Raw genomic sequence first — 23,616 nt, 5'->3', positions numbered from 1 at the left:
ATCGCTGTCCGCCCACGCCCCTCCCTTCGCTTCCGTGGAAGATCTTTCATGGCGCTCGTTTTGGCGCCCACGGATCCTCTCGACGCGTGGTTCTCGGACCTCGATGAAGTTGCACGGCGCTCACCGGGCTTCTTTGGCGGACGGGCCATCATCGTGGACCTGTCGGCGATCAGGCTCTCAAAGGCGGAGCTGAAGAAATTGGTGGGATCCCTCCACGAGAGGGACATCCGCGTCATGGGCATCGAAGGCGCGGATCCCGCCATGCTCGATCTCGGGATGCCGCCGAGTGTGAATGGCGGACGTCCGGCCGGCGCCATTGAGGCACCCAATGCCACCACCGCGCCGGTGCCGCCACCCGCGCCAGCAAAGACTTTGCTCGTCGAGACGTCCGTGCGCTCCGGTCAGTCGATCCTTCACGCTGACGGCGACGTGACGATCGTCGGATCGGTTGCTTCCGGAGCGGAGGTCGTCGCAGGGGGATCGATCCACATCTATGGCACGTTGCGCGGACGGGCGATTGCCGGCTGCACCGGCGACGCGCGCGCGCGGATCTTCTGCAGTAAGTTCGAAGCTGAACTCATCAGCATCGATGGACTCTACAAAACGGCCGACGATCTTGGTCCCGCTTTTCGGGGCCTTGCCGTCCAGGTCAACCTGGATGGCGACTCGATTATCCTGAAAACTTTCGATTGATAAAACAGAAAGAGGACACAATGGCCAAAGTCTTGGTCGTGACATCTGGCAAAGGCGGGGTCGGCAAAACGACCTCGACCGCCGCTCTCGGCGCAGCGTTGGCGCGGAGCGGCGACAAGGTCGTCGTCGTCGATTTCGACGTCGGCTTGCGCAACCTCGATCTCGTCATGGGCGCCGAACGAAGGGTGGTGTTCGATCTCATCAACGTGGTGCAGGGAGATGCCAAGCTCGCGCAGGCGCTGATCCGCGACAAGCGTCTCGAGAATCTTTCCATCCTGCCAGCGTCGCAAACCCGCGACAAAGACGCACTGACGGATGAGGGCGTTGCCCGTGTTCTCGCCGACCTTCGCGAGAAGTTCGACTGGGTGATTTGCGACAGCCCTGCGGGGATTGAACGGGGTGCTACGCTTGCGATGCGCCACGCCGACCTCGCCGTCGTCGTCACCAACCCCGAGGTGTCATCGGTTCGCGACTCGGATCGCATCATCGGCCTTCTCGATTCCAAAACCGAAAAAGCCGAGCGAGGGGAGCGGATGGAGAAACACCTTCTTCTCACGCGCTACGACCCCGGCCGCGCCGAGCGCGGCGAGATGTTGAAAACCGAGGACATTCTCGAGATCCTGTCCATTCCGCTCCTGGGCATCATTCCCGAGAGCGAGGAGGTTCTGAAGGCTTCCAACGTGGGCGCGCCCGTGACGCTGAACAATCCGGATAGCGCGCCAGGCCGCGCCTACTTCGATGCGGCACGGCGGCTCAAAGGTGAGACGGTCGAGATGAGCATTCCCAGTGACCGGAAGAGCTTGCTTGGCAAGATCTTCGGACGGAGGGCCGCATGAATCTCCTCAGCTTCTTCAGCCGCCGGAGCTCGGCTCCTGTCGCCCGCGAGCGTCTGCAGATTCTCCTGGCGCACGAACGGGGAATGGTGGGAGGCGAAAGCGACCTCGTCGCCCTCCTGCGTGAGGAGATCGTTGCGCTCGTCCGGCGACATGTCACCGTCGAGCGCGATAATATCCAGGTGAAGATGAATCGGGGCGGGGATGTATCGACACTCGAAATCGAGGTCGAAATCCCCTCTGCGACGCCTGCGCCGATCGCGGCGCGGGCGTGAACCGGATTGCCAGGGCGGCGCCGCGGGAGCGCGCGACCGGCCTGGCCGCTCCAGCGCAGCGACCGCGCAGAAGTCGCTGCTGGCGATAAACTTCCTGAGGCAGTCGGGAGCGGGCCGACGAGGCGCCGCTTCGCTCTTGATCCGTGATTCCAGCGATCTTGAGATCGCTCTCCTTGCGGATTACGCCTTCCTCGTCGTCGACAATTTCCGTCCGCTGCCTCATGAAAAGAGTCCTTGTGAGTGTGCAGCGATGGATCTCGTTTCTCCCGACATGCCTTTTCCGATCGACAGATGTTCGAAGCGCGTTGCCAACGCATTGCTTCGGGAATTCGAGGGGCGCGTTCCCACCGTCGCGGAGGTGTTGGCCTACCGCGACAATGACTGGTTGGGAACGCCCGGAGTTGGGCGTAAAGCGCTTGATGAAATCAAAATCATCAAGACGACTCTTGAGCCTGCGTCTGTGATGACATTCCGACCCAAGATGTCGGATGCCGAACTGCTCCTGCACCTCAACGGGCTGGTGCAGGATATGGAAGCGATCATCGGCAAGATCAGTCAACGGGATGGCAGCACTTCCGGGAGCCGCGGAGGCGCCTAGGCGACGTTGGCCTGTGCAATGGCTAACACCTGCCCGCAGAGGATCAAACTCTCCGCTGATCCCATCCCAACCTCCTCGTGCCGAGCCGTCGGCGAGGCTTGGCGTTTGAAGTGCCGGACGGGCAGGTTCGATGGTAGCCTAAAACGATTTCGGTCCTGATGCCTCTGTAGACGGCGCCGCCAGCGAACCGGGAATGGCGCTTTTGGGTCCTCCGTCCACGACGCGATCGCGATTAGTCGATGCTTTCCTCGCCACCGAAGCGACAACGGACGCGACGTGGTCGGTCGACGACCGAAGAAAACGTCAGATTCGACTCCGAAAGAAACCAACAAAACGCTTTGACCTCACACACTAGCCGACTAGCATACCAGAAAAGAACTCTGCTGGTGATGCCGGTTTTACTGGCTCGCACTGCAAGAATGTTTCAATGGGAGGAATGCATGACGACCAATATTACGCGACGCGGACTTTTGGGAACGACATCCGGAGCTCTTGCGCTCTACAGTACGGGTGTTCTGGGGCAAGCCAAACTTCCGGCCAATCCCGTTGCTCTCAATATCATCGATGTTGCAGGGAACCTGCAACTGACTCAGACCTCGATTGAGCGGTTTGCTCGCGAGAATCCGAAGATCGTATCGCGGGTGACCTTCTCGCGAGCCCCGTCGCCGGAATTGCCTTCCAAACTCAAGGCGCAGCAACAGGCGGATAAGGTCGACATCGATCTCGTGCTGACCGGCCCCGGCGCCTTGTCGGATGGAATCCAACAGGGATTGTGGATTGACGTCGTGAAGGCGCATGCGGCTGGTCTGCCGAAGCTCGAGGACGTCTATCATGAGCAGGCGCTCATGATGCAAAGGAACTTCGGTCAGGACCAGGGCGTCGCGGTAGTTTATTCGCCGTCTGGACCATTGTTCGAATATGCACCGGACCGCGTGAAGAGCGTCCCCAAGACCGCGGCGGATCTGTTGGCATGGGTAAAGGCCAATCCGAAACGGTTTACCTACGCGCGTCCGGTGAATTCCGGGCCTGGCTGGACGTTTCTGATGGGGATTCCCTATATTCTCGGCGATAAGGACCCCAAGGATCCCGTGAACGGCTGGGACAAGACTTGGAGTTACCTGAAAGAGCTCGGAACCGGGATCGACTACTATCCGGCCGGCACGGGCGCGACGATGAAGGAACTCGGGGAGGGTACCCGCGACATGATCCTCACCACGTGCGGCTGGGACATCAACCCGCGCGCTCTCGGGATCGTGCCGAAGGAAGCGAACGTGTTCGCGCTGGAGGGTACGCACTGGGTTCCCGATACGCAGTTTATGTGCATTCCGAAAGGCGTATCGGACGAGAAGATCGGCGCGATCCTGGCGCTCATGTCCTACATGCTGAAGCCGGAGCAACAGGCGGCGACCTATGACAAAGGCTATTTCTATCCCGGCCCGGCCGTAAAGGGCGTGACTCTCGCCATGGCACCTGAGGAGAGTCAGGCGGTGATCAAGGAATATGGCCGCCCGGTTTATGACGACCTCATCGCCACTTTGCCGACCGTGGTTCCGCTGACGCCGGAAAAGCTGGTCGCGGCGTTTCGGCGTTGGGATCAGGAAATCGGCAGCGCGGTGAAGTAAGCCCTTGCGCTTCGCCATCATAGGCCTCGACCACCGCCATATCTACCATATGACGGAAGGTCTGATCGCGGCTGGCGCAACCTGCGCCGGCTACGACCCTGCAACCAGCGACCAGCGTGTGCTTGCGGGCTTTGAGGAACGCTTCCCGGGCATCCCCAAAATCGCTGATCGCCGTCGGCTTGTCGAGGATGCGACCATCGATGTTATCCTTTGCGCCGCGATCCCCCGTGATCGGGCAGCCATTGCGATCGACGCCATGACACATGGCAAGGACGTGATGGTGGACAAGCCAGGCGTCATCTCCTTCGACCAGCTTGAAGCCGTCGAACGGGTTGTTCGCGACACCGGCCGCATCTTCTCGATCTGTTTTTCCGAAAGATTTGTCGTTCCTTCCACGATCGTGGCGGAGAAGCTCATTGCCGATGGCGCGATTGGTCGCGTCATCCAGACTATTGGTCTTGGGCCGCACCGATTGAATCGTGCCCTCCGTCCGGCCTGGTTCTTTAGCAACGATGCGTATGGCGGCATATTGACCGACATCGCCTCTCACCAGATCGATCAGTTCCTGCATTTCACCGGTTCGCGGGACGCGGAGGTTATCGCTTCGTCCGTTGGACATTTTGGTGACGACCACCATCGTGATTTTCAGGATTTCGGCGACATCCTTCTGCGCAGCCCGCATGCGAGCGGCTTTATCCGCGTCGATTGGTTCACGGCGGACGGGCTGTCGACCTGGGGTGACGGACGATTGGTCATCCTCGGTACGGAAGGCACCATCGAACTTCGAAAATATCTTGATCTCGCGGGCCGGCCGGGGACGGACCATGTCTTCGTCGTGGACCGAAACGGAACCCGGCACATCGACGCGCGCGACGAACCCCTCGTCTACTTTCATAGATTCGTGGCGGACGTCCGGGATCGGACCGGAACGGCCATGACGCAAGACCATGTGTTTACCGTTTGCCGGCTTGCCCTCAAGGCGCAGGCGCAGGCCGTGATCTTGTCGGGCGGCCAGCGTCCCCAACTGCCGGAGAACCCATGACGAGCAAGATTGGTGTGGCGGTCGTCGGTCTCGGTCCCGCCTCGCAGCCGCATTCCAGGAGCCTTGTCGATCTCGCCGACCGGGTTGACGTGCGCTGGGCAGTCAGCCGCTCGACGGAACGCGTGATGGCCCATGCGGAGCAATTCGCTTTTCCGACCACGACCGACATGGAAGCGGCCATCCACGATCCGGCAGTCGATGCGGTGATCGTTCTGACGCCGCCGAGCAGTCATCTCGAAGTCGCGCAAATCTGCCTAGCGGCCGGCAAACATGTGTTGGTTGAAAAACCACTCGAACTGACGCTTGAGCGCGCCGGACGACTGGTGGACCTCGCCAACACGTCCGGATTGCGATTCGGCGTCGTGCTTCAACACCGCTTTCGGCCGGCCAGCTTGCGGTTGAAACAGGCGCTCGATGAGGGAGAGCTCGGCAAGGTTCAGGCCGGCTTTCTTGCGGTGCCGTGGTGGCGGCCGCAAAGCTATTATGACGAGCCTGGACGCGGCACCATCATGCGCGACGGCGGCGGGGTCTTGCTGACGCAGGCCATCCACTCCCTCGATCTGTTCAGATCCCTCGTGGGTGTGTCGAAGGTCGTCAAAGCGGATGTCCGCACGACAGATTTGCATCGCATGGAAACCGAGGATCTGGTGACCGCGCTTCTCGAACTGGGCAATGGTGCGACAGGTACGCTGATGGCAACGACAGCAGCCTATCCGGGCTATCCGGAGCGGATCGAGATTATCGGCACCAAGGGATTCGCCTCACTGGTCGGTGGGACATTGCGGCTGTCGCTCCTGAGCGGCCGCGAGGAAGTCGTCGAAGCCGAAGGAAAGACCGGAAGTGGCGCGAGCATCATGGATTTCCCGCACGATGCTCACCGAGCGGTGCTCGTCGATTTCCTCGATGCCATCCGCGATGGCCGGCAACCGCTGGTGTCTGGCGACGAGGCGCTCGCTAGTCAGCGGCTGGTAGCAGACATCCTGGATGCTGGAAACGGCTGAGTTCCGCATACACCTTTGACCTTGTCCTGTAACTGGCAAGGTCCTGATCCCGGCCTCCAGTGGGCGGATCAAGGAATTCGTGATAGAGCGCAATACCGCCCGCGAACTTTTTGGCAACTTGGGGACCGTCGTGCGCTCATCGCTCAGAAACGAACGAAGTTCTTCGACAGAAACCCCTCATGCCGAGGAGCCAAAGCGCGCCAAAGGTCTCTCATTGCGCGTCAGCATCGCGACGTCTTTCGTTATTCTGCTGATGCTGATCTGCAGCGTCCTGACCTGGTATACTTACAATCGCAACGCGCGCCTGATGTTGCAGTTCGCAGATTCGTTTCTCGATGCCGCCAGCAACTCGACGATTGCCAATACGACCTACCTTCTCGAACCCGTGAGAGCAGCGGTCGGCGAGCTGGCGATCATCGGCGAGATGCATCCTGAACTGCTCGACCAGCCCGCGATGCTGCGGCATTTGCTCAAAGTGCTCGAATCGTACCCGCAGACCTACGGCGCATATATCGGCTTCGAAGCCACCGGAAATTTCATTCAGGTCGTGCGTGTTGCACCGGACGCCAAGACGCTCGGGCCCAACACGCGGCGTATCCCCCCGGGGACTCGATTTGCGCTGCGGGTGCTCGAACGAACCCCGGACGGAACGACCGATAACTATCGCTTCATCGAACGTTGGGGGGCCGACATAGCCGCCGATCGTATTGCGAGCGTCACCTATGACCCACGCGAGCGGCCTTTTTATAGTGGAGCGGCCGAGCGCGCCGGCCCGCATTTGTCCGACATCTATGCATTCGCCAGCAACGGAGAGCCGGGCATCACGATCAGCGAGCCGATCTATGGGAAGGACGGCAAGCTCGTCGGTGTGGTGGCGGCTGATATCACGCTCGACAGCATGTCGACCTTCCTGCATGGCCAACAGATCGGCAAGACCGGCATCGCCTTCATCGTCGACGAAAAGGATCGGGTCGTCGCGTTTCCCGATGCGGAGACTGTGCGAGTCAACGGGCCGGACATCTCATTGCCAACCGTGAATGACCTGAACCTGCCCTTCGTGACCGCTGCCTTCAACCACAGGCGAAATGGCATGGGCAGGGATTTTACCTATGATTGGGATGGCGTGGATTACCTCGCGAGATTCGTGTCCTTCCCTCAGACATTCGACAAGAAATGGAGCATCGCGATTCTCGTTCCGGTGAACGATTTCGTTGGTTCGCTCAAGAAAACCACGCGAGATATCATTCTGATTTCCGTGCTGGTCAGCATCATGTCGATCTTTGCGATCAACTGGGTGGCATTGCGCATCACAAGGCCGATCCATCAGGTAATCGACGAAACGAAGAAGATTCGTCGCTTTGCGCTCGAGGGCGACATTCGTGTCGCGTCACGCATCACCGAGATCATCCAGTTGGTCGATGCCATGCAGGCGATGAAGGCAACCGTCCAGACGTTCTCCCGGTTCGTGCCACGAACACTGGTGCAGCAGTTGTTGGCGAGCGGTCGTTCTCTCGAACTCGGCGGCCAAACCCAGCGGCTAAGCATCATGTTTACCGATTTGGCCGGCTTCTCGCAGTTGGCGGAACGGCTGCCCGCGCGCGACCTGATGTTGCAGATCTCACAGCATCTCGACCTGGTGAGCCGAATCGTCATCGACAACAACGGGACCATCGACAAGTTCATCGGCGATGCCACCATGGCTTTCTGGGGCGCGCCCTTGGCCCAACCCGATCACGCCTATTTCGCTTGCTGCTCTGCACTCGAAATTCAGGCCCGGATGGCGGAGGCAAATGACGTTGCGGAGGCCGAGGGATTGCCGGTCATGAACGCTCGTATCGGCATCCACACCGACACGGTAGTGGTCGGCAACATCGGTTCCTCCGAGCGAATGAGCTATACGGCGATCGGCGACGGGGTGAATATTGCGTCACGGTTGGAAGGCATCAACAAGGTCTATGGAACGGCGATTTGCGTGAGCGACGCAGTGTTTCGGGAAACTGGCGATCGGTTCCTCATGCGGCCAATCGATCACGTGGCGGTAAAGGGTCGTCGTACAGGCATCACCATCTATGAGTTGATGGCATCGCGCGACGATGCATCCGATCTTGCCCCCACCGAACAGCAACGGGATCTCGCATCACGGACGGCAAAAGGCTTCTTCCTCTACATGGACCGCAAGTGGGAAAAGGCGCTGAAGACCTACTCGCTCGCCGCCGAGCTATATCCCGCGGATCCGGTCGTGACCAAACTTGCGGCCCGCTGCCACGATCTGGTGCAACATCCTCCCGGCCAGAACTGGAGCGGCGTCGTGGAGCTCGGCGAGTAGAAATGACGATTCGAACGCAGCGCCGGCCTTCGTCGATACTGGGCCGAACGTCATTCCGCAGGCGCAGCTTCAAGGCTGGATCTAGGTGCGGCCATGGGAACGTCGGAGACGCGCTCACCCCATCCTTCCTCGGGAGAGCAGACTACCGCCACTGCGGCGCAATTGGGATACACGATGGCAACCGTGCGGATGATGTCCACCAATGGGTCGATGGTGATGAATAGGACGAGGGCGGCTTCCAGCGGAAGCCCGAGCGGCTCGAAAACCATGCTCAGCAAGGTGATTGTGAGGACGCCGGATGTACCTGCCGAAGCCATTCCCGCAAGCAGCGAGCCGATGAAAATGATGAGATAGGCCTCGAGACCCAGGTGGATCTCGTAGAGCTCCGCCACGAAGATGGTCGCCACGGCGAAATAGAGTGTCGGCCCATAACGACAAATGGTGATACTCAGCGGAGCTACCAACTCCACCATTGTCCGGTCGAATCCCAGGTTCTCCGTCATCGACTTGATGACCGAGGGAATGCTGGCAATCGAGCTGCGGGTTCCGGCGGCGATCAGCACGGGCTCGCGCATGGCGATCAAGCTCTGCAGATAACTCATGCGGTGACGGACACGCCACCAGATCACCAGGCTGGATCCCAATAGTACAACCAACGCCGCCAGTGAGAAGGCTGCGATGAACCGCATCATCGCGACGATCGGCTCTATCCCCACCAGGGCGATCTGGCTGGCGACAAGGGCGCAGAGCGCAAAGGGAAGGACGTAGTTCACCCATGCAATCACGCGTTGGCAGGCATGATAGATCGTCTCGATCGTCGTCGAGAAAGAGTCGCTGACGTCCCGTGTGGTGAAGCCGACCGCGGCCCCGAAGATGATGGCGAAGAACAGCACCTTCAGGCTATTGCCGTTTGCCAGCGCGTGAAAGATGTTGTCCGGGACAACCTGCATCACGATCTTTTCGAATCCACGCTCGTCCACTATTGGCGTCGGCGGCTGCGACAGCGAAATCTCGAGATCGACCGCATTGGGGGATTTGTCCACAATCGCGCCAAGGGTCGCCCGCGCCTGCGCATCGAGATCGCGGCCAGGGCCGATCAACGCGCCAAGCCCAACGCCGAGAAACCCGCAGAGCAGCACGCCCGTGATGAAAACGATGAGAATCCGCTTGAGAGACGAACGCGCCGCATGAGTCCGCAGCAAACGGCTGAGGCTCACGGTAATGGCGGAGATCAGGAACGGCAGGAGGCACATCTTCAGCAGCGCCAGGTAAACCAGCCCGAAGGGACCGATCGCCTGCGAAAGATCCTTGTGGAAGATGCCGAGATAAAGGCCAAGCAGGAGGCTGGCGAAGATAACCCATGAGCTGGTCAGCAGTCGTCCGAGTCTGCTGGGCCAGGCTGATCCTGGATTGTCGGGAGACGAAGCCGTGATCACTTGAGACATCGCCTCTCCGTCCCCTTACTCGGCCCAGACATCATTGTTTTGCCGGGAAGATTTCGTTGTATCGGTCGAGCAACCCATCCACGGTCAGAGGCTTCAGCCGTGCGAGATAGAGATTGATGATTGTCCGCAACTGCTCGCTGTTCCACGGCACCGCGATTGCGATATCGTCGCGCGTGTCGTTGATGATCACGGTTTGGAGATTCAAGGCCGCAGTCGGATTGCCGCGCATGACCTTCTTGATTTCCAATTCGTCGCGATAGGCAATCGAGACGGCTCCTTCGCTGACGGCGCTCACCAGATCAGGCTCCCAGGCGTTGAACAATATCGTTTTGGCATTCGGGAAAACATCGGGAGCGTAATCGGCGAACGATGACTTGGCGAGAACACCCACAGAACCTTCGAAACCTCTGATGACGTCGGAGACTTTTTTGCCCTTCGCCAGTCTTGCGAGGTCGAGACGGTTGATGAGGAGGCCGTGCCGCAGGACCAGATAGGGATCCGAGAACCTTACTCGCATCGCTCGCGCCATCGTTAAACTCAGCTTGGAAATCGCCAGGTCCGCATCGCCACGGGCCACGATATCCACCACCTCATTGAAATTCTGCCCTTTTCGGTTGTATTCCACCGGAACACCGAGGGCGTGGGCGATTCCTTCCGAAAGACTAACATCCAACCCGTAGAACCGACCGTTCGCGTCGGTCATGAAGAACGGCGGCACATCGAAGTTCGTCATGGCGACGATCAGTTTCCCGCGCTCCAGGATGCGGGTAATGTCAGGCGGAGACGGCGTTGTCTGCGCGTTTGTCGTCGAACTGAACGCACAATACACCGCGACGACAGCCGCCACCAGGCAAACCAGAGGCGCCCGGCGCACGGATCTCTTCTCCCACACTGCAAAGCCCCCACCTTAACGCCGGCTGGCGCCGGACAAGATCAGTCCTGCACAACGCATCAAATATCCGCGTTCTTCAGCCAGTGTCGAGTGCGGGAGTTCAGATGGTAACCGCAATTTACATCCAGATGCCGACATTTAGGCGACATCTGGGGGCCTTACGGTCCCGGGGCGAAAAATTCCAAGCGCGTGAGGAACGTGTAATCGGCCTCATAGGCCATGATGCCAACGAAAACCAACACCGCCCCGACCGGCACCAGAATTGTGTAGGAAAGTGCGAGGCGTTCCCACGCCAAGTGCATGAAGACCGCGACGATCAGCCCGGCTTTCAGCATCATGAAAAGAAGAATGAGACTATATCGGAGGGTCCCCTCTAGGTTGAAATAGTCGACCAAGTAGGAGCAGGTGCTGAGGATGAAAAGCCATCCCCACACGACGAGATAGAGTTTGATCGGGTGTTGTTGTGTGTCGGCGTGCGCCGCTGTCTGTGCCATTTTTCTCTCCCTACCAGAGATAGAAGAAGGCAAAGATGAAGACCCACACGAGGTCGACAAAATGCCAGTAGAGACCCATGATCTCGACCGATTCATAGTTGCCTTTCCGCGTGGTGAAAAACCCACGCGCCTCGCGATCGAACTCTCCTCGCCAGACTTTTCTCGCCGTGATCAGAAGGAAGATCACGCCGAACGTCACGTGCGTCCCGTGGAACCCCGTGATCATGAAGAACGCAGACCCAAATTGATGCGCGCCCCAGGGGTTGCTCCAGGGCCGGACCCCTTCATGAATCAACTTTGTCCACTCGAATGCCTGCATCCCCACGAATGCGGCGCCCAGGATTGCGGTCAGCATCAACAGCGCTGCGGTTTTGACGCGTTCGCGCCGGTACCCAAAATTCACCGCCATCGCCATCGTCCCACTGCTGCTGATCAGGACGAACGTCATGATGGCAATCAGAATGAGCGGCAGATGCACCCCTCCGATTGTCAGCGCGAACACCTCGCTGGGATTGGGCCACGGCACCGTCGTGGACATGCGAACGGTCATATAGGCAATGAGGAAACAGCTGAAAATGAACGTGTCGCTCAGGAGAAAGATCCACATCATGGCCTTTCCCCAGGAGACGTTCTTGAACGCGCGTTGATCCGACGAAAGATCGGCAGCAACGCCTTGCCAACCGACGAGCGCCTTCGGCGGTTCTCCTGACTGCACGCGTGTTCGGTTCAACATGCTCCGCACCTTTTAAGTGAGTAGCTGGCGACAAATGGCAACGAAATCTTCGGCCCAACCGGTCAACAGGGCAAACAGCACCAGCCAGACTGCGAGCAGGAAGTGCCAATAGGTGGCGCAGAGCGAGACGCTCAAGCGCAGACGGTCAGGATCTCGCGTCCGGTGGGTCTTGTAGATCGTTCTTCCCAGCGCGACGAGGCCGCCCAAGATATGAAGACCGTGGAGGCCAATGATCAGAAAGAAGAAGGAGTTTGCGGGGTTGTTGGTCAGTACGAGACCGACTTCTGTCAGGCGACGCAGCACAAGAAGCTGACCCGCTAGGAACGCCAGAGCAAAAAGGCCAGCTGCAACCAAAGCGGCCTTAAGTGCTTCGAGGTCGCGTGTTCGGGCTGCAACCTTTGCCCATTCGAGCGCGGCGCCGCTCATGACCAACAGGCCGGTGACAGGCCACAACATTGTCTGGTTCGGCACGGGCCGCCAGTCCGACATCTGCATGCGCATGCTGTAGGCGCTGATGAGAAGGGCAAACAAAGCGCCCACAACGGCGAGGAATATGCCTAATCCGATTTTCGATGCCGGGACGGGAGACGACTCCAATCCGGGGAATCCGCCGTGAATGCCTTCCTCCAACCAGGGTTTCGCCATCAGCCTCTGCTTCGACAGCCACCAGGCGCCGATCGTGCCGATCACGACGAGGAACAGGATGATGCTGCTCATCGGTCCTCATCCGAGGCTGGGCGCGAAGCGACGGGCTGGTTCTGAGGCACGAAATCACTTGCGGCCCCCGGCACGCTATAGTCGTAGGCCCAGCGGTAGACGACGGGAAGCTCCCGTCCCCAGTTTCCGTGCGGCGGCGGCGTCTCGGGCGTCTGCCACTCGAGGCTCGCCGCCTCCCAGGGATTGTGTCCGGCGGGCTTCCCTTTGAAATAGCTCCACACGACGTTGAAGAAGAACACCATCTGGGCAGTGCCGACAATCAGCGCCATGACGGTGATGAAGGCGTTGAGCGTTTGCGCGCTTTGAGGAACGAATGCCATTTCGCCCATCTCGTGATAGCGCCGCGGTACACCCATCAGACCGAGATAATGCATCGGGAAAAAGATCAGGTACGCGCCGAGGAATGTAATCCAGAAGTGAATTCGGCCAAGCGTCTCGTCGAGCATCCGCCCGGTCACCTTGGGATACCAATGGTAGATCGCCCCGAAGATTGCCAGCACGGGCGCAACGCCCATCACCATGTGAAAATGAGCCACCACGAACATGGTGTCCGATAGCGGAACGTCGACGACCACGTTTCCGAGGAATAGCCCGGTCAGGCCGCCATTGATGAAGGTGACGATGAAGGCAAGCGCGAACAGCATGGGAAGCGTGAGCCGGATATTCCCGCGCCAGAGAGTCAGCACCCAGTTGTAGATCTTGATGGCGGTCGGGACGGCGATGATCAGCGTGCTCGTGGCGAAGAAAAACCCGAAATACGGATTCATGCCGCTGACATACATGTGGTGCGCCCACACCACGAAACTGAGCGCGCCGATCGCAAGGATCGCCCACACCATCATCCTGTAGCCGAAGATGTTCTTGCGAGCATGAACGCTGATCAGGTCGGACACGATCCCAAAGGCCGGGAGGGCGACGATGTAAACCTCCGGGTGGCCGAAGAACCAGAACAGATGCTGGAACAGGATCGGGCTGCCGCCTCCATAACTGAGATGTTCGCCCATCTCGACAAGCGACGGCATGAAGAAGCTGGTGCCGAGGAGCCTGTCGAACAACATCATCACGGCCCCGACCAAAAGCGCCGGGAATGCCAGCAATGCCATGAAGCTTGCCGTAAAAATTCCCCACACCGTCAAGGGCATCCGCATCAACGTCATCCCGCGAGCACGAGCCTGCAGAACCGTGACCACGTAGTTCAATCCACCCATCGTGAAGCCGATAATGAAGATGATCAGCGAGATCAGCATCAGCATGATCCCCCAATCTCGTCCTGGTGTGCCCGACAGGATGGCTTGCGGAGGATACAACGTCCAGCCTGCGCCGGTCGGGCCGCCCGGGACGAAAAAACTGGCGAGAAGGATCACGACTGCGAGAAGGTAGAGCCAATAGCTCAGCATGTTGGCGTAGGGAAACACCATATCGCGCGCGCCCACCATCAACGGAATCAAGTAGTTGCCGAACCCCCCGAGAAACAGCGCCGTCAACACGTAGACCACCATCATCATGCCGTGCATGGTGACGAACTGGTAATAAGCGGTCGCATCGATGAAACTGAAAATGCTCGGAAACCCCAGCTGCAGCCGCATCAGCCACGACAGCACCAGAGCAAGCAGCCCGATCGACATCGCCGTGGCGGAGTATTGGATCGCGATGACCTTTGCGTCCTGGCTGAACACATACTTGGTCACCCAGCTTTTCGGGTGATACAAATCCACGTCCGGAACTTCGGGCGGGGGAAGTCCTCCGAAGGTATCGAGCGGAACATCGACCATCGGCCAATTCTCCTTCCGGGGCGCAAGCCGGCCCCGACTGTTCACCAGACTCTATGCGCCACGCTCACTCTTGCGCGGCCGGTAGGCGCGCCAACTTCAACCGGCTCTGCTCTTGAAGCCAAGCTTGATGGTCGGCCTCATTCTCGACGACGACTGAGCCGCGCATGAGCGCGTGCCCGATCCCACACAGTTCTGCACAGAGGATCTCGAAAGTACCGGTCCTCGTGGGAACGAGCCAGAAATACGAAATCTGACCCGGCACGAGATCCATTTTGGCCCGGAATTCGGGTACAAAAAAGTCATGCACGACATCGGTGGAGCGAAGCAGGACCTTCACCGGTTTATCGAGCGGGAGATGCAACTCGCCGCCTTGGATCACGATGTCGTCCGTCCCCGCTGGATCGTCGGTGACGAGACCTAGGGGATTGTCGGCGCTGATCGCGCGAATATCCGACTTGCCGAGACGTCGGTCCGCTCCCGGGAGCCGGAAACTCCACTGCCATTGTTGACCAACGACCTCGACGTCCGTCGCATCCTCGGGGACGGTGATGAACTGGTTCCATACAAAAAGGCCCGGGGCCAGGAGTGCTGCCACACCGATGGTCGTGATCACGGTGAGCCATGTTTCGAGTTTCTTGTTTTCAGGCTCGTACGCGGCTCGCCTTCCCGGGTGGTGCCGGAAACGAAACACACAATAGGCCATGAAAAGAACAACGGCGGCAAAGACCGCGCCGGTGATCCAGAATGTCACGATGATCGTGTCGTCGATGTAGCGCCAATTGGACGCGATCGGGGTCCACCACCACGGGCTGAAAAGGTGGAACAAGATGGAGCCTATCACGACCAAAACGAGAGCAAGCGCTATGGCCATTCCGACACATCCTTGCCTTCAGCTTCTGCGGTATGAAACAGTGATGAAGTTAGTTCTGTCACTCTACCCGCAGCAAATCCTCGCGACTCTTCTCAAGCAGCCGTCGACCGTAAGCTCATTTGAAATCCGGAATGAAATTGGCGTCGCTTGGTCAGCGAGCCTCGTGTTCGGCGCCGCAGTCACCTGCCCGCCGGATTCGCCCGCGCCTCTTGCCGTATCGACGATCGACTTCGCTCTTGCCATGGGCCGTGGCTCCCGAACTGCTTGTTGTCACACGAGCAATCTATCAGCAACCAACCGAGTACATTCTTACGCGTACTGGAACTTTTCCTGCGCTTAGACCGATCTATTGTCACATCCGGGTCCTGACTTGTCAATTTATGTCGGTCGCGGTGTTGCAGGAAGCGGCGGTCTGAACACTCGCGAGAACGCCGTCGTAGTGTGCGGGGCCGCGCCTAGGGAGGGAGGCAAAAGGCCGGCCGAAGCTTTTCTGCATATGGTCGGCGCCGTGCCGGAGCGGCGGCGGTGCCTCGGTATCCCGCTGCCGACGAGCGGCCTTCAGCCATCGGCCTTTGATGCCGGGTCGGCATCTTCGCCGCGGAGAACCCGACGCCAGCCCCAGTGCAGCAGCGATGGGTCATCACTGTCGACGGCGTGGGTTTGCAGGATCTGATGGATCTCTCCGAGGCGGCTGATTGTTGACGGGCCGCGCTTGAGGCCGATGATCACCATGAGGATTTCGATCATCAGGAGCTGGACCACGTAGGCATCGGTGCCCACCCGCATGGTCGCGTCGCGGGGAACGTCGATGCCAAGAACAATGTCGGCAAGGGCTGCGAGAGGCGTATGGGTCCGGGTCAATGCGATGATTGTAGCGCCGCGTTCCTTGGCGACCGCAACCGCCTCCAGGAGCGCCGGCATCCGGCCGACAAACGAGATGGCGAGAAGCACATCCTCTCTTGTCTGTGTGGCGGCCGCGACGAGTTGAAGATGCGCGTCGGAGAATGCGTTGGTGACGATGCCAAGCCGAAACAGGCGCGCCTGCATGTCTTGCGCGAGAAAATTCGACGTCGCACCAGTCCCGAAGCAATCCACACGGCGGGCGTGGTGCATCGCTTCCGCAGCGCGTTCGATATCAGCCGGCGCAAGCTGGCGCTGCCATTCCGCCAGGACGGCAGTGACGCTGCCAACGACGTTGCGGGCCACGTCCGCCGGGGTGTCGTCAGGGGTCACACTGCGATGCAGATAGGGCGCGCCGACCGCAAGGGCGGCAGCGAGCTTCAGTTTCAGATCGCGCAATCCCTCGCAGCCGACGGTCCTTGCGAAGCGCACGATGGTGGGTGCACTGACGCCGGCTCGGGCTGCGAGCTCCTTTACGTTGGATTGCATGGCCCAATGAGGATCCTTGAGGATCATCGCAGCAATCCGACGCTGCCCCGATGACATGATGCCCAGGCCAGCGCTGATCGCCCGCAGGATGTCCGAGTTCGAATCCGACAATGAAGCGGGAGGCGGGTCAATCTGGCTCATGCTGCGGCGGGCCTTCCCTCATCGGCGATATCGTATAAGCACGCAAACCGATGGTCGTCGCCTGCCGCGCGCAGCGCTGGGACGACCTGGGCGCATTCGCCCGTCGCATGGGGGCACCGGGTGCGGAACACACAGCCGGAAGGGGGAGCCAGCGGCGAGGGAATGTCGCCCTTAAGCAGCCGACGGATCTTGGGTGCATCCGGATCCGCCTTCGGCGAGGCGGCGAGCAACGCCCGCGTATAGGGATGGCGAGGACGCGTCGAGATCTCTTCCGCACGACCGATTTCAACGATGCGGCCGAGATAAAGCACGGCGATACGATCGCACATCAGTTCCACGACCTCGAGGTCGTGCGAGATGAACAGCATGGCGAGTTCGAAACGTCGCCTCAGATCCTGCAGGAGATTGATCACCTGCGCCTGCACGGAAACGTCGAGCGCCGAAACCGGCTCGTCCGCGACAATGAGTTTTGGCTCCACCGCGAGCGCGCGGGCGATGCCGATGCGCTGGCGCTGCCCACCCGAGAACTCGTGCGGGAAGCGCACCATGTGGGCGGCGGGCAGACCGACGGTTTCCAGCAATTCGCCAATCCGCTCGGTCCGCCTCGCTCCGCTGGCGAGGCGATGGGCATCGATTGCCTCGCCAATGATGTCGCGGACGCGTAGCCGGGGGTTGAGGCTCGCGTAAGGATCCTGAAAGACCATTTGTGCTTTGCGCCGCAGCGACTTCAACTGTCGCTCGGTCGCCCGGGAGATATCGTCGCCGTCAAAGCGGATCGTGCCGGAGGTGGGATCGATCAACCGCAGGACGAGGCGGCCGATCGTGCTCTTGCCGGATCCTGATTCGCCCACGAGTCCCAGCACTTCGCCAGGCGCAACGTGAAAACTCACATCCTCGACCGCGCGGAGCAGATGCGGTGCGCGGCCGAAATGTTTTGTGAGGCCCTCGACGGAGAGAAGCGGAGTTGCGCTCATGCGAGGATCTCCCGCCACCTGAGACAGCGAGCGCTGCGCTCCCCATCTGCCTCCAATGCGACCGAGCTGGTGCGGCACATCTCGATTGAATGGGCGCAACGGGGCGCGAAGGCGCATCCCTCACCGACATTTCCGACGGTGCCGGGAATGGATTGCACCATCCGGCGACCATCCGCTCCCCGTTTTGCGCGGGCTGGCAGGCAATTCAACAACGCGCTCGTGTAAGGATGGCGGGGGGACCGGAAAAGGTCCTTGACTGGGCTGCTTTCAACCACCTGTCCGGCATACATCACGGTCACTCTGTCGGCCACTTCGGCGACGACGCCGAGATTGTGCGTGATGAACAGAACGCCCATGCCCACCTCGCGGCGCAACCGATCGATCAGGGCAAGGATTTGCGCTTGGATCGTCACATCGAGAGCCGTGGTGGGCTCATCGGCGATCAGCAGGGATGGATTGCAGGACATCGCCAAGGCGATCATCACCCGCTGCCGCATTCCGCCAGACATCTGATGCGGGTACTCGTCGACCCGTCGCCGCGCATCCGGAATTTCCACGAGATCGAGCATCTCCACGGCGCGCTTCACCGCGCCCGCGCGGCCGAGACCCATGTGCTGCCTGACAGATTCGGCGATCTGCTCCCCGATCGACAGAACCGGGTTGAGGCTCGTCATCGGCTCCTGGAAGATCATGGCGATCTCGGAACCACGCAGCTTTCGCATCTCGGATGACGGCATGGCAGCGAGATCGACAATCTGTTCCGAGCGTCGGCGGAACAGGATTCGCCCCCGAGCCACGCGTCCGGCCGGGCGCGGCAGAAGGCCCATGACGGCAAGGCTCGTGACCGACTTTCCAGAGCCGGATTCCCCCACCAGAGCGACCGTCTCTCCGGCAGCCACCGAGAGAGTGACGCCGCGCACGGGTGTGCTCTCGCCCTCTTCGGTGCGAAAGCGAACCTCAAGGTCGTCGATGGCGAGCAGGGGGGGCGAAATCATGCTCACAGTGCTTTCCGCAATTTCGGGTCGAGCATGTCGCGCAGACCGTCGCCGACGATCTGCAGCGAGAGCGCCGCAAGAACGATTGCGAGGCCGGGAAAGAGCACGACCCAGAACGCGTCGTCGGCATATTGCTGGCCGGAGGCGATCATCGTCCCCCAGGTCGGCAGCTCAGGCGGAACGCCTGCGCCGAGAAACGACAGGCCCGCTTCGGCCAACACCGCATAGGCGAAGATGAAGGTCGCTTGCACAAGAACCGGCGAGGCGACGTTCAAAAGGATATGTACGGAGAGGATCCGGCGGGCTGAAACACCCAGCGCCCGAGCCGCCTCCACGAACGGGAGTTCGCGGATGACGAGGGTCGATGCGCGAACCACGCGTATGACGCGCGGCGTGTAGACGATGGAGAGCGCGAGCACCACGTTGAAAGCGGATGCTCCGAGTACAGCCACGAGAAAGATCGCCAGCAGGATGTCCGGGAGTGCCATCAGGGCGTCGACCACGCGCATGACGGCGCCGTCGAGTGGACGAAAATATCCCGCCAGGAGTCCGAAGAGCGTGCCCACCGTCATGGAGACCATCACGACCGCAAACCCGATCCCGAGCGAGGCGCGGGCTCCGTAGATGATCCGCGAGAGGATATCCCGACCGAACTCGTCCGTGCCGAGCCAGTTGAGTTCGTTCGGTGGTTTCAGGCGGCGAATGACGCGAATGGCCGTGGGCTCGTAAGGGGCGACCCATGGGGCTAGCAGCGCCATGAGAACGATCACGAAAAGCACGATGCAGGCGACGAGCACGAGTTTGCGCCGGAACATGCGGCGGAAGAACAACAGAATGGGAGATTGCTCCATCGTCAGTACCGCACGCGGGGATCGACGAAGGTATAGATGATGTCGATGAGCAGATTGATCAGCACATAGATTCCCGCAACGACGATCAGCGCACCTTGGATGACCGGGTAATCCCGGCGAAGTACGGCAGATACCACCAGATTGCCGATGCCGGGCAGACCGAACACCGTCTCGGTGACGATGGCGCCACCGACCAGCAAGGCGGCCGTGAGGCCCACTACCGTGATGATCGGCACGAGTGCGTTGCCGAAGGCATGGCGCAGGACCACACGGATCTCCGATATGCCTTTCGAGCGTGCGGTGCGGATATAGTCGTCACTGAGCACGTCGAGCATGCTGGCGCGGGTGAAACGGATGATCAAAGCCGAATTCACGATTCCCAATACGGTCGCCGGCAGTGCCAGATGGGCGATCCTTTCGACGAACGGGGCGCCCGGATCGCCATAACCCGCGACAGGAAACCAACCGAGCCGGACGGCGAAGAACTGGATGAAGATCAGCCCAAGCCAAAAACTCGGAATATTGGCCGCCAGCATGGCAAGTCCGCTGACGATCTGATCCACCACACGCCCCCGCCACACCGCCGAAACGATTCCGGCCGGAATGCCGACCAGCGCGGCGATGGAGACGGAGAAGAGAGCGAGGAAGAAAGTGGGCTCGGCGCGTTCGGCGATGGCCTGGGTGACGGGGCGCTGCAGGAAAATCGACTGGCCCAGATTGCCCGTCGCGATTTCCTTGAGCCAAAGCACGAACTGCACGAGGATTGGCTTGTCGAGCCCGTAGACCTGGCGGAGGTGCGCGATATCCTCGGCGGTCGCCTGGTCGCCCAGCATGAGCGCGGCCGGATCGCCTGGCGCCAGCCGCGTCAAAAAGAACACCATGGCGGCAACCAGGAACATCACGATCAGGAGGCCACCGATTCGTCGGCCGAGTGTAAGCCACATTGCTTCCGGTTCCGTGAAAGCGTCAGAGACGGGCAAGCCGTCCCTGACGCGACATGTGGGGAAAAACCCGGCTTACTTCGATATCTCGACGTTCCAGAAGGCGGGCCACGGCATCGGCGTATAGCCCTTCATCTTTGCCGACACGCCGCTCAGCGAAGCAAAATTGCCGGCGCGGATGTAGGGCACCTCATCATAGACGACCTGCTGCACCTTGCCCCACAAGGCTCCGCGTTTTGCAGGATCCGGTTCGCTGTTGAAGGCCGCGAGTGCTGCATCCTTTGCAGGTGTCTTCCACCAACCGGGCGCGCCGTCACCGAGTTGCGGCGGCGACAGCATCGGCTCCGGCAGGAAGGCCGAATGGGTGATGTAGACGTCCCACAAGGCCGGGTCGCCACGGCGCTGAATCAAAGTCGCCCAGTCGACTACCTCGAGCGTCACCTTGAAGCCCGCAGCCTTCAACTGCTCGGCCATCACGAGCGCCATGCGGTTATGGAAGTCATATTGTTTGGAATTGAGGATGCGGATCGGCGTACCGTCGTATTTCGCCTCTGCCAGCAGTTTCTTGGCACCGGCGGCATCGCCCTTGTTGTACTTCTCCACGCCCGCGGTCGAATAGAACGGCGATCCCTTGGGGAAGTGTTCGCCAGCCACCGAATAAAATTTCGGGTCGCCGAATCCTGCGAGCAGGATCTCCTCATCGTTCAACGCCATCTGGAACGCCTGGCGGATTTTGGCGTCCGCCATTGGGCCCTGCTTGGTGTTGGTGGGGAAATACGGGAATCCGTAAGGCATCGTCAGAACCGCCGCGACGCCCGACGCGGTCGAAACCTTCTTGTTGCTTTCCACAGGCAGTTGGTCTGCAAACTGGTACTGTCCGGCCACGACGCCCTCGACACGGGTATTGGCGTTGGGAACGGGGATGAAACGCAGCTCGTCGATCTTGGCCTCGCGCTTTCCTGCATAACCGCTCGGCGCTTCGCTGCGGGCGCTATAGGCATCGTGCTTCATCAGCACCACATACTGGTCCGGCTTGCGCTCGCGGAACTTATAGGGGCCGGTCCCGATGAAATCGACCAGCGGGTTGGCGACCGATTCCTTTGCCATGATGCCGGCGAACCCAGAGGGCAGGGCGAGATGCGCGAGCAACGCCGGCTGAACGTCCGACAGCGCGATTTCGACGGTCAGCGGGCCCTTGGCGGTGATCGACGCGATGCTCTTGCCGAGCGCCTTACCGCGTGGCGTCATTTCCACCCAGCGCTTGAGCGACGCGACGACGTCCTCGGCGTCGAGATCCCGGCCGTTGTGCAGTTTCACACCCTTCCGGATTTCAATCGTGTAGGTCTTGCCGTCGGCGGACATCTTCGGCAATTCCGCTGCGAGCATCGGCTGAACCGCCCATTTGGCGTCGAAGGTGAACAGCGGCTCGTAAACATGCTGCATGATGAGGCCGACGAGATCAGCAGTGGATGCCATCGGATCGAGCGATTGCGGCTCGCCGACCATCGCCAGATTAGCGCTGGTGGAATTTTGCGCCCACGCGAATCCGGGTGCGAACAATGCCGCAGCCGCCATGCCCGTTACGGCCAAGCCTAGTCCACGCCGCGTTACGGCGCTCCGATTCACGCGAAACTTCATGCAATCCTCCCAATCCATGCCAAGGCCCACACGTGCGTTCCCTTGTGCTTCACGTGGGCCGAGATGAAAGTTTATTAAGCGCGCTATTCGACTGTCAATCACTTGACCCAATATTTCGGGCATTCTACGCCTTGTGACGGCGGGGTGAGCCTCGATATGACGTTCTCTGCCTCCGGAAATGTAATTTGTTTTCAAATCGGCTGAATCTTGTATTGGAAGGATCTGTTCACTATGGCTTTTGACCTCGTCTTGTCCGGTGGGCGCGTGATCGATCCGTCTCAAGGGATCGACCGGGTGATGGACGTCGCCTTTTCCGACGGGAAGGTGGTGGCAACCGGCGATGGCCTCGCGAATGGCGCCCAAGCCGTTCACGACGTGGCAGGCAAGATCGTCACTCCCGGACTGATCGATCTCCACACGCACGTCTATTGGGGTGGGACCTCGCTTGGTGTCGATCCGCTGGTTCTCGCCAGGGGCGGATGCACGACCCTTGTCGACACGGGCAGCGCTGGTCCGGGCAATTACCCGGGATTTTTCGAGCACGTGATCAAGCCCTCGCCTGTACGCATCGTCGCGTATCTGAACGTTTCATTTGCGGGAATCTATGGCTTCTCCAAACGGGTCATGGTGGGCGAGAGCGGGGATCTTCGTCTCATGGCGCCGATCGACGCAGTGGAAGTGGCGGAAGCGAACCGCGATACGTTGGCCGGCATCAAAGTTCGCGTCGGCTTCCACGCATCGGGCAATTCCGGCCTCGTTCCCCTCGACATCGCCCGGCAGGTCGCCGAGCGCGTGGACATGCCGATGATGGTGCATATCGACCACCCCCCGCCGACGCTGCCGGAGGTGCTGGCACGGCTTCGTCCGGGAGATGTTCTTACGCACTGCTTTCGTCCGTTTCCCAATACGCCCGCGACGGCGGACGGCAAGGTGCACCCCGCCGTGATCGAGGCGCGTCAGCGAGGCGTCCTGTTCGATATCGGGCATGGCATGGGATCTTTCTCGTTCAATACTGCGCGGGTCATGCTCGAGAATGGTTTCATGCCCGATTGCATCTCCAGCGACGTACATGCGCTCTGCATCGATGGGCCCGCGTTCGACCTGCTGACCACATTGTCGAAATTCCTCTGCCTCGAGATGCCTCTCGTCGAGGTGATCAGATCGGCCACCATCAACGCGGCGAAAGCCCTGCAGCGCCCGGATCTTGGAACATTCAAGCCCGGCAGCGTCGGCGATGCCTCCATCCTGGAGCTTCAGGACGGGACCTTCGATTATGTGGATTCTACCGGCGAGCATCTTGCCGGAAAGACACGCCTCGCGGCGCGAGGTGTGGTGATCGATGGTCGCGTCTGGCACCAGATCTGAGGAGCATT

General features: G+C 60.2%; 22 protein-coding genes. 9 read left to right on the top strand and 13 right to left on the bottom strand.

Annotation, left to right across the window (positions count from 1 at the left end; translation table 11 throughout):
• Positions 1-48: 48 nt before the first annotated feature.
• The 8 genes from minC (at position 49) to FEZ63_RS04175 (ending at position 8,390) form a co-directional block, all read left to right on the top strand.
• Positions 49-693, top strand: coding sequence for a septum site-determining protein MinC (gene minC, locus FEZ63_RS04210; protein ID WP_150942388.1), 645 nt, complete (start codon positions 49-51; stop codon positions 691-693).
• Positions 694-713: 20 nt separating this feature from the next.
• A complete protein-coding gene (minD, locus tag FEZ63_RS04205) occupies positions 714-1,529 on the top strand; it encodes a septum site-determining protein MinD (RefSeq protein ID WP_150942387.1) in 816 nt (271 codons plus the stop codon).
• Positions 1,526-1,801: a cell division topological specificity factor MinE gene (gene minE, locus FEZ63_RS04200; RefSeq protein WP_150942386.1), complete on the top strand. Its 276-nt coding sequence runs from the start codon at positions 1,526-1,528 to the stop codon at positions 1,799-1,801. Before minD ends, minE begins: the two co-directional genes overlap by 4 nt.
• Before the next feature lie 250 nt (positions 1,802-2,051).
• On the top strand, positions 2,052-2,399 hold the full coding sequence (locus FEZ63_RS04195) for a DNA-directed RNA polymerase subunit alpha C-terminal domain-containing protein (protein ID WP_150942385.1): 348 nt from the start codon (positions 2,052-2,054) through the stop codon (positions 2,397-2,399).
• A 440-nt stretch (positions 2,400-2,839) separates the two neighbouring features.
• The gene (locus FEZ63_RS04190; protein ID WP_150942384.1) at positions 2,840-4,021 is read left to right on the top strand and encodes an ABC transporter substrate-binding protein; all 1,182 of its coding nucleotides are present in this window, start codon (positions 2,840-2,842) and stop codon (positions 4,019-4,021) included.
• Between the two features lie 49 nt (positions 4,022-4,070).
• Complete coding sequence (locus tag FEZ63_RS04185) at positions 4,071-5,063, top strand: Gfo/Idh/MocA family protein (protein WP_150942449.1); 993 nt, start codon at positions 4,071-4,073, stop codon at positions 5,061-5,063.
• Entirely contained in the window at positions 5,060-6,064 is a 1,005-nt protein-coding gene (locus FEZ63_RS04180; protein WP_150942383.1) for a Gfo/Idh/MocA family protein, read from the top strand. The genes FEZ63_RS04185 and FEZ63_RS04180 overlap by 4 nt, the downstream gene beginning before the upstream one ends.
• Positions 6,065-6,278: 214 nt before the next feature.
• Positions 6,279-8,390, top strand: a complete 2,112-nt coding sequence (locus FEZ63_RS04175; RefSeq protein WP_150942382.1) for a cache domain-containing protein — start codon at positions 6,279-6,281, stop codon at positions 8,388-8,390.
• Between the two features lie 50 nt (positions 8,391-8,440).
• Here the strand turns inward: FEZ63_RS04175 and FEZ63_RS04170 are convergent, their stop codons facing one another.
• From FEZ63_RS04170 to FEZ63_RS04110, 13 genes are all read right to left on the bottom strand, one after another.
• Positions 8,441-9,835, bottom strand: coding sequence for a dicarboxylate/amino acid:cation symporter (locus tag FEZ63_RS04170; protein WP_150942381.1), 1,395 nt, complete (start codon positions 9,833-9,835; stop codon positions 8,441-8,443).
• A 31-nt stretch (positions 9,836-9,866) separates the two neighbouring features.
• Positions 9,867-10,709, bottom strand: a complete 843-nt coding sequence (locus FEZ63_RS04165; protein WP_150942380.1) for a transporter substrate-binding domain-containing protein — start codon at positions 10,707-10,709, stop codon at positions 9,867-9,869.
• Between the two features lie 176 nt (positions 10,710-10,885).
• Complete coding sequence (locus FEZ63_RS04160; protein WP_150942379.1) at positions 10,886-11,221, bottom strand: cytochrome C oxidase subunit IV family protein; 336 nt, start codon at positions 11,219-11,221, stop codon at positions 10,886-10,888.
• Between the two features lie 10 nt (positions 11,222-11,231).
• Positions 11,232-11,954 (bottom strand): heme-copper oxidase subunit III family protein, encoded by a 723-nt coding sequence (locus tag FEZ63_RS04155; RefSeq protein WP_150942378.1) that lies wholly within the window; start codon positions 11,952-11,954, stop codon positions 11,232-11,234.
• Between the two features lie 12 nt (positions 11,955-11,966).
• Positions 11,967-12,671 carry a cytochrome c oxidase subunit 3 gene (locus tag FEZ63_RS04150; protein ID WP_150942377.1) on the bottom strand — a complete coding sequence of 235 codons (705 nt, stop codon included), beginning with the start codon at positions 12,669-12,671 and terminating at the stop codon, positions 11,967-11,969.
• Positions 12,668-14,443 carry a cytochrome c oxidase subunit I gene (gene ctaD / locus FEZ63_RS04145; protein WP_150942376.1) on the bottom strand — a complete coding sequence of 592 codons (1,776 nt, stop codon included), beginning with the start codon at positions 14,441-14,443 and terminating at the stop codon, positions 12,668-12,670. The genes FEZ63_RS04150 and ctaD overlap by 4 nt, the downstream gene beginning before the upstream one ends.
• Positions 14,444-14,507: 64 nt before the next feature.
• Positions 14,508-15,314, bottom strand: coding sequence for a cytochrome c oxidase subunit II (locus FEZ63_RS04140; protein ID WP_150942375.1), 807 nt, complete (start codon positions 15,312-15,314; stop codon positions 14,508-14,510).
• Positions 15,315-15,872: 558 nt separating this feature from the next.
• Positions 15,873-16,844 carry a MurR/RpiR family transcriptional regulator gene (locus FEZ63_RS04135; protein ID WP_150942374.1) on the bottom strand — a complete coding sequence of 324 codons (972 nt, stop codon included), beginning with the start codon at positions 16,842-16,844 and terminating at the stop codon, positions 15,873-15,875.
• Positions 16,841-17,818 (bottom strand): ABC transporter ATP-binding protein, encoded by a 978-nt coding sequence (locus FEZ63_RS04130; RefSeq protein ID WP_150942373.1) that lies wholly within the window; start codon positions 17,816-17,818, stop codon positions 16,841-16,843. Before FEZ63_RS04130 ends, FEZ63_RS04135 begins: the two co-directional genes overlap by 4 nt.
• Entirely contained in the window at positions 17,815-18,813 is a 999-nt protein-coding gene (locus FEZ63_RS04125; RefSeq protein WP_150942372.1) for an ABC transporter ATP-binding protein, read from the bottom strand. The genes FEZ63_RS04130 and FEZ63_RS04125 overlap by 4 nt, the downstream gene beginning before the upstream one ends.
• 2 nt (positions 18,814-18,815) lie before the next feature.
• Positions 18,816-19,664 (bottom strand): ABC transporter permease, encoded by an 849-nt coding sequence (locus FEZ63_RS04120; protein ID WP_150942371.1) that lies wholly within the window; start codon positions 19,662-19,664, stop codon positions 18,816-18,818.
• Positions 19,665-19,666: 2 nt separating this feature from the next.
• Positions 19,667-20,608, bottom strand: coding sequence for an ABC transporter permease (locus FEZ63_RS04115; RefSeq protein WP_150942370.1), 942 nt, complete (start codon positions 20,606-20,608; stop codon positions 19,667-19,669).
• A gap of 72 nt (positions 20,609-20,680) precedes the next feature.
• Positions 20,681-22,243 carry an ABC transporter substrate-binding protein gene (locus tag FEZ63_RS04110; protein ID WP_244622631.1) on the bottom strand — a complete coding sequence of 521 codons (1,563 nt, stop codon included), beginning with the start codon at positions 22,241-22,243 and terminating at the stop codon, positions 20,681-20,683.
• A 231-nt stretch (positions 22,244-22,474) separates the two neighbouring features.
• Here FEZ63_RS04110 and FEZ63_RS04105 point away from each other — a divergent pair, with 231 nt between their 5' ends.
• A complete protein-coding gene (locus tag FEZ63_RS04105; protein ID WP_150942369.1) occupies positions 22,475-23,608 on the top strand; it encodes an amidohydrolase/deacetylase family metallohydrolase in 1,134 nt (377 codons plus the stop codon).
• Positions 23,609-23,616: the final 8 nt, after the last annotated feature.

The organism is Microvirga brassicacearum, assembly GCF_008757455.1.
GTDB lineage: Bacteria > Pseudomonadota > Alphaproteobacteria > Rhizobiales > Beijerinckiaceae > Microvirga > Microvirga brassicacearum.
Note: the sequence above shows the minus strand (reverse complement) of the source record. Positions and strands in the feature narration are given on the sequence as shown.

What these genes read in the sequence shown, in the direction of transcription:
- minC (WP_150942388.1), top strand. Translation starts at nt 49, where the DNA reads ATGGCGCTCGTTTTGGCGCCCACGGATCCTCTCGACGCGTGGTTCTCG.
- minD (WP_150942387.1), top strand. Translation starts at nt 714, where the DNA reads ATGGCCAAAGTCTTGGTCGTGACATCTGGCAAAGGCGGGGTCGGCAAA.
- minE (WP_150942386.1), top strand. Translation starts at nt 1,526, where the DNA reads ATGAATCTCCTCAGCTTCTTCAGCCGCCGGAGCTCGGCTCCTGTCGCC.
- FEZ63_RS04195 (WP_150942385.1), top strand. Translation starts at nt 2,052, where the DNA reads ATGGATCTCGTTTCTCCCGACATGCCTTTTCCGATCGACAGATGTTCG.
- FEZ63_RS04190 (WP_150942384.1), top strand. Translation starts at nt 2,840, where the DNA reads ATGACGACCAATATTACGCGACGCGGACTTTTGGGAACGACATCCGGA.
- FEZ63_RS04185 (WP_150942449.1), top strand. Translation starts at nt 4,071, where the DNA reads ATGACGGAAGGTCTGATCGCGGCTGGCGCAACCTGCGCCGGCTACGAC.
- FEZ63_RS04180 (WP_150942383.1), top strand. Translation starts at nt 5,060, where the DNA reads ATGACGAGCAAGATTGGTGTGGCGGTCGTCGGTCTCGGTCCCGCCTCG.
- FEZ63_RS04170 (WP_150942381.1), bottom strand. Translation starts at nt 9,835, where the DNA reads ATGTCTCAAGTGATCACGGCTTCGTCTCCCGACAATCCAGGATCAGCC.
- FEZ63_RS04160 (WP_150942379.1), bottom strand. Translation starts at nt 11,221, where the DNA reads ATGGCACAGACAGCGGCGCACGCCGACACACAACAACACCCGATCAAA.
- FEZ63_RS04155 (WP_150942378.1), bottom strand. Translation starts at nt 11,954, where the DNA reads ATGTTGAACCGAACACGCGTGCAGTCAGGAGAACCGCCGAAGGCGCTC.
- FEZ63_RS04150 (WP_150942377.1), bottom strand. Translation starts at nt 12,671, where the DNA reads ATGAGCAGCATCATCCTGTTCCTCGTCGTGATCGGCACGATCGGCGCC.
- ctaD (WP_150942376.1), bottom strand. Translation starts at nt 14,443, where the DNA reads ATGGTCGATGTTCCGCTCGATACCTTCGGAGGACTTCCCCCGCCCGAA.
- FEZ63_RS04140 (WP_150942375.1), bottom strand. Translation starts at nt 15,314, where the DNA reads ATGGCCATAGCGCTTGCTCTCGTTTTGGTCGTGATAGGCTCCATCTTG.
- FEZ63_RS04135 (WP_150942374.1), bottom strand. Translation starts at nt 16,844, where the DNA reads ATGAGCCAGATTGACCCGCCTCCCGCTTCATTGTCGGATTCGAACTCG.
- FEZ63_RS04130 (WP_150942373.1), bottom strand. Translation starts at nt 17,818, where the DNA reads ATGAGCGCAACTCCGCTTCTCTCCGTCGAGGGCCTCACAAAACATTTC.
- FEZ63_RS04125 (WP_150942372.1), bottom strand. Translation starts at nt 18,813, where the DNA reads ATGATTTCGCCCCCCCTGCTCGCCATCGACGACCTTGAGGTTCGCTTT.
- FEZ63_RS04120 (WP_150942371.1), bottom strand. Translation starts at nt 19,664, where the DNA reads ATGGAGCAATCTCCCATTCTGTTGTTCTTCCGCCGCATGTTCCGGCGC.
- FEZ63_RS04115 (WP_150942370.1), bottom strand. Translation starts at nt 20,608, where the DNA reads ATGTGGCTTACACTCGGCCGACGAATCGGTGGCCTCCTGATCGTGATG.
- FEZ63_RS04110 (WP_244622631.1), bottom strand. Translation starts at nt 22,243, where the DNA reads ATGAAGTTTCGCGTGAATCGGAGCGCCGTAACGCGGCGTGGACTAGGC.
- FEZ63_RS04105 (WP_150942369.1), top strand. Translation starts at nt 22,475, where the DNA reads ATGGCTTTTGACCTCGTCTTGTCCGGTGGGCGCGTGATCGATCCGTCT.